Annotated in this window: 5 protein-coding genes; 2 read left to right on the top strand and 3 right to left on the bottom strand. The window is 43.9% G+C overall.

The features are described from left to right. From F6K52_RS32660 to F6K52_RS32650, 3 genes are all read right to left on the bottom strand, one after another. The coding region (locus tag F6K52_RS32660; RefSeq protein ID WP_293088690.1) for a TRC40/GET3/ArsA family transport-energizing ATPase at positions 1–1129 on the bottom strand (1129 nt) is incomplete at its 3' end. A gap of 53 nt (positions 1130–1182) precedes the next feature. Next, positions 1183–1608, bottom strand: coding sequence for a DUF2358 domain-containing protein (locus F6K52_RS32655; RefSeq protein WP_293088688.1), 426 nt, complete (start codon positions 1606–1608; stop codon positions 1183–1185). Positions 1609–1653: 45 nt separating this feature from the next. Further along, complete coding sequence (locus F6K52_RS32650; RefSeq protein WP_293088686.1) at positions 1654–2472, bottom strand: DUF928 domain-containing protein; 819 nt, start codon at positions 2470–2472, stop codon at positions 1654–1656. A gap of 225 nt (positions 2473–2697) precedes the next feature. Between F6K52_RS32650 and F6K52_RS32645 the strand changes: the two genes are divergently transcribed. Both F6K52_RS32645 and F6K52_RS37160 read left to right on the top strand, forming a co-directional pair. Continuing rightward, entirely contained in the window at positions 2698–4389 is a 1692-nt protein-coding gene (locus F6K52_RS32645; protein ID WP_293088684.1) for a transglutaminase family protein, read from the top strand. Between the two features lie 170 nt (positions 4390–4559). Beyond that, the coding region (locus F6K52_RS37160; RefSeq protein ID WP_364420864.1) for a HisA/HisF-related TIM barrel protein at positions 4560–4634 on the top strand (75 nt) is incomplete at its 3' end.

Raw genomic sequence — 4634 nt, 5'->3', positions numbered from 1 at the left:
TTGAAGGTTTTAGGGCTGCTAAAGCTTGGGGGAGGACTAAATTGCGCCGATGGTTACCAATGCGAACATTCAATTCATCTCCTGTTTGAGTCAGCTGTATTTTGTCTTTGGGTATACCAGGTAGGTAGAGTTCTAGGCTGTACTCATTTTGATGCTGTATAACTCTAATGGTGTTTTCTTGGTAGTAAACTTGAGTGGGATCTTCTGAACCATAGAGGGTTTCTTTTAGACGCTCCAACGCCTCAATACCGCACATCTCTTGGGAATAGAGGGGAACTTCTTTAATGGGTAAAGGGCGGAAATTGTCGTGAATTTCTTGGCGGTACTGTTGCTGATTTTCTTTCCAGCGTTGGAAAAATGGGTCAGTAACTTGGTCAGGAATGATCCGATTGGCCACAACCAGATCAGTGGCAACGTTGTATAGGCTTAAGTAAGCATGAGCTCGTAAGGACTCCTTAATCACCATTCTCTCAGGATTAGTCACCAGACGCACTGATGTTTGTTGGTTGTCAGTGAGTACCTTCTCTAGGGCTTCAATTTGTTCATAAAACTCATAAGGAGCATCCATGACCTCTTTATCTGGTAAAGAAAAGCCAGCAATGGGTTTGAATAAAGGTTCAACCAAAGGTCTCAGAGCAACTGACATACTTTGTAGTGGCTTATAAAAACGGCGCATATACCAGCCACTGACTTCTGGTAAGCTCAGTAACCGTAGCGCAGTACCAGTAGGAGCTGAATCAATAACCAGAACATCGTACTCGTCTTCATCGTAGTGGCGTTTCATGCGGACGAGACCGAAAATTTCATCCATACCAGGCAGAATCGCTAATTCTTCTGCCTGTATCCCATCTAAGCCCCTAGCTTGCAGCACTTGGGTAATGTAACGCTTAACCGCTCCCCAGTTTCCTTCCAATTCCATCAGAGCGTCAAGTTCTGCTCCCCAAAGGTTGGGACGGACTAATCGGGGGTCGTGACTGAGTTCAATATCGAAACTATCTGCTAGGGAGTGAGCTGGGTCAGTACTCAGAACTAGAGTTTTGTAGCCTAACTCGGCACAACGCAAGCCAGTAGCAGCAGCTACAGAGGTTTTTCCTACTCCTCCTTTACCAGTCATCAAAATTACGCGCATGGTATGCTCCAGCTGTTCTGAGAAAAGTTTACATTTATTTACTTTACATTACTCTACAAAAGCTGCTTAATTACGTCCAGGCGTGAACAGTCCCAATAATCTATATGAGAAACAATTAACCCCTCAGCATTCAGCTTTAACTCGCTCCAGCCAGGAATAGTCATTCGAGGTTTCCAGGGTAATGGCGTAGTCCAGCTGAGAGTCCAGCGGGTTTTAATTGTATCTCCTGACTGGGAAATGTGTTGCAAATCTAGATGGGGCTCGAGGAACCAGCGATTGATAAAGGCAATCATTTGTTTGTAACGCTCAAGCCCGCGAAACTGGTTGAGGGGGTCTTTAAAATAGACGTCTGAGGCGTAGATGCTATAAGTTTGGTCAGCTGGGAACCTTTGATAGTCTTGTTGGATAATTTGGGCTATAGGACTGAGAATCTCTTGGTAGTAAGGGTCTTGAGTGTTATTATACCGATTTGTATTCATACCTTGTATTCATACTGGTAATAATAACCTATTATATTTCGTTATTTAGTTGTTAGTCCTACTGGCTTGTTCAAACAAGGGTTTTTTGGCAATTGGATCTAACCCGACCGAAGTCAGCAGTTTGTACAAAGCTTGTTTCAAATTCTCGTCTTTGGGGCTCTGCCTTCGCAACTCTACCAGAGTGGTTAATGTTTCGTACCAAAGCCGATCATTTGCGTAGATCACAACACGCTGTTCGGGGGTTGCTTGCTTTAGACGCTGCACAAGGTTTGGATCTTCTTCAACTCGCTTGACTCGACCATCAATATAGATATTGTTAAAGGGGCACAGGGAATCAATCAATCCTACCTGCCAGTCATACTTCTGATTAACTTCTAACGGAGGTAGGTTCACAAAGGGAGGAAGCGTTATACTCCTAATTCCAGGATATACCGTATCGGGTAAGGGATACTTGACTGAGTAAAGCTCCTTTCCATAGGCATCTTTCAGCACAAACTTTAAATCTAGCCCTAATGCTGATTCGATAGAGGGCATATACCAAGAGAAAGTGGGGTATTCAGCAACCGTTGTTCCCATCGTAGAACTGGGAACCAACGCTACAGGAGGATTTTTGAGGTTTGGTTTCACGCAGTCGGGACCCCTAGTTCCTCCAGGACGTCCAAGATCCTCCGGTTCCCCTGTAGGAGGTGGATCAAATTCAGATAAATATAAACTTTCCCAGTGGTTCGGTATCTTCTCAATCAGTTCCCTCCCTAGGGAAGAACTCGCCTGAGCTTGTACCTGGGCTTGAAGATTGACTGCCAGACTGAAAGCCAAAGCAACCATTAAGAGCGTAAATTTTGATGAACGTGTTAACCAAGCCATGATAAAACTATTCCCTGATAGAGCCAAGTTTCTCTTAAGTAAGCAGGATAAGTGAGAAGTATGGCAGAACAACAGCCCTTGGAGGGACTTGTAACCCCTCTAAGAGGATCAGGTTTTCAAACCTTACCTGCATCATTTTAACAATAACTTCAGGTATTTGAGACATCGCCACTCTAAGCTTATAATCTTGTCTAAATCTTTATATGATCTTCATCTGATTTGCTCATGATTCTCAATTCAAATCCATTTTTTAAAGAACGAAAAAAAATTGACAAAAATATCCGACCAATTGGAGCATCTTCCTTGCAAGGAATAGCATTTTTGCAAGAAAAAATAATTGCTATCGACTCCATAAAGGGCTATCTCATAAAAATTGATCCCTTTACGGATAACACAACGATTTTGAATCCAGATCGTGAATCAGATTTGGTCGGTGTTACTGGTTTAGCCTTGGCAGGAGAAACCTTATGGTTAACGTTACAAAATAGTGTCTATTTTTGCCAGATAAATAAAAAAATAACTCTGCACCACTTTGTTGATTTGCCTTACACCGCTAATGGAATCGCTGTTAAAGATTCAACTGTTTATGTTACCTGTAAAAAACTGGGAGATATTATTATATATAGCAGTCAGACAGGTGATGAGATTACCCGGTTGCGTTCTCCCGGAGTTGGTATTGAACATATAACAATCCGCGATGAAGAACTGTGGGTATCGGATGACCAAGAACAGACAGTTTACTGTCTTGATCGAGCAACTGGCGAAATTCAGTTCAGTGTACTCACCCCCTTTGACAATCCTACTGGTTTAGCGTTTTGTACTGACCCCGAGACGGGAGACGATACCCTCTATGTTGCTTATGCAACTGAGGAGGCTTACATCCGGGATAACCCTAACGCTGATCCTAATTATGAATTGCAGTATCGCGATCGCACTTTTATTCATCCGTTACACTTTACCTACAATCCGGAAGGTCGCTACGCACTGTCCAATGGCTATTTAATCGAAATGTCCTACGTCGAGGAACTTGACCCCCTCAAGGATATCGAGTTGAATGATTTGGAATGGCGAATTGCCTTGCCATCGGAAACTGACCGACAAAAGGTCTTAAAAGTCGAACCCGTGGGTATACCCTTTACTATAGACGTTCAAGATGGTCAACAAGTTGCCGTCTTTAAGTTTGACAACCTCAAGCCAGGGGAACGCCATATCTTTGGCTGGAAGGCACTCCTAGAAGTCTGGAGTATCAAGTACCGCCTGACACCACAGGATATGGAGGGGTTGCCTGAGTTACCGCCAGAATTTCAGAACCGTTATTTGGTGGATGATGACAAGTTAGCCATGGATACAGAAATCATCAGACGTTCGGCTCTTGAAGCAATTGGTAGCGAGACGAATCTGTTGCGGCAAGTCTACAGTATTCGCAATTATGTCTACGACAAACTTTCCTACCACGTGACCCCTAAAATAGATACTCCAGACATTGTGCTACGAAGGGGTGTGGGGTCTTGCGGCGAGTATTTGGGAGTATTGCTAGCTTTGGGACGCCTTAATGGTATCGCGTGCCGTACTATTGGTCGTTACAAATGCCCTCCCCATCCTGACCAAATCGGTATTCCTTTGGTACCAGATTTTAATCATGTTTGGATGGAATTTTATATCCCAGGAATCGGCTGGCTACCGATGGAATCGAGTGCTGATGATACGGTTGAAGGGGGTCCTTATCCCACTCGGTTTTTGATGGGTCTTGCCTGGTACCATATAGAGATCGGTAAAGGAATTAAGTTTGAAATCCTGAAGAGTCAAGGGGTGCCTGTGAAAAAGGAAGATATTTCGATTGGTGAGTTAGCCATTAATCATGTGCGGTTTAAGATTGTGGCAGAATTGCCCAGTGGTAGTGCTTCAATCGAACAATAAGGACTATTGCTAGCAAGGGTAGCCGGTAAGAAGTGGCTTGGAGGGGATCTAAGATGAAATCGAGGACGTAACTCCTAGACTTGGGCTACCCCCGTCATGTCAGAAGCGTACACCATACCTGCTGGGATTGGTGTCGGCTAGTTCACTATAGGTTAGGGGGAAATTGAGTCATGGAAGTTATTCCAGCTATAGACTTACTTGAAGAAAAATGTGTGCGGTTAGTCCAGGGAGACTACCAACGTGCA

It is taken from the genome of Moorena sp. SIO3H5, assembly GCF_010692395.1.
Taxonomy (GTDB): Bacteria; Cyanobacteriota; Cyanobacteriia; order Cyanobacteriales; family Coleofasciculaceae; genus Moorena.
This window is presented reverse-complemented; position numbering and strand designations above follow the sequence as displayed.

Excerpts from the sequence above, each read along its gene's own strand:
- F6K52_RS32655 (WP_293088688.1), bottom strand. The coding sequence starts at position 1,608 with ATGAATACAAATCGGTATAATAACACTCAAGACCCTTACTACCAAGAG.
- F6K52_RS32650 (WP_293088686.1), bottom strand. The coding sequence starts at position 2,472 with ATGGCTTGGTTAACACGTTCATCAAAATTTACGCTCTTAATGGTTGCT.
- F6K52_RS32645 (WP_293088684.1), top strand. The coding sequence starts at position 2,698 with ATGATTCTCAATTCAAATCCATTTTTTAAAGAACGAAAAAAAATTGAC.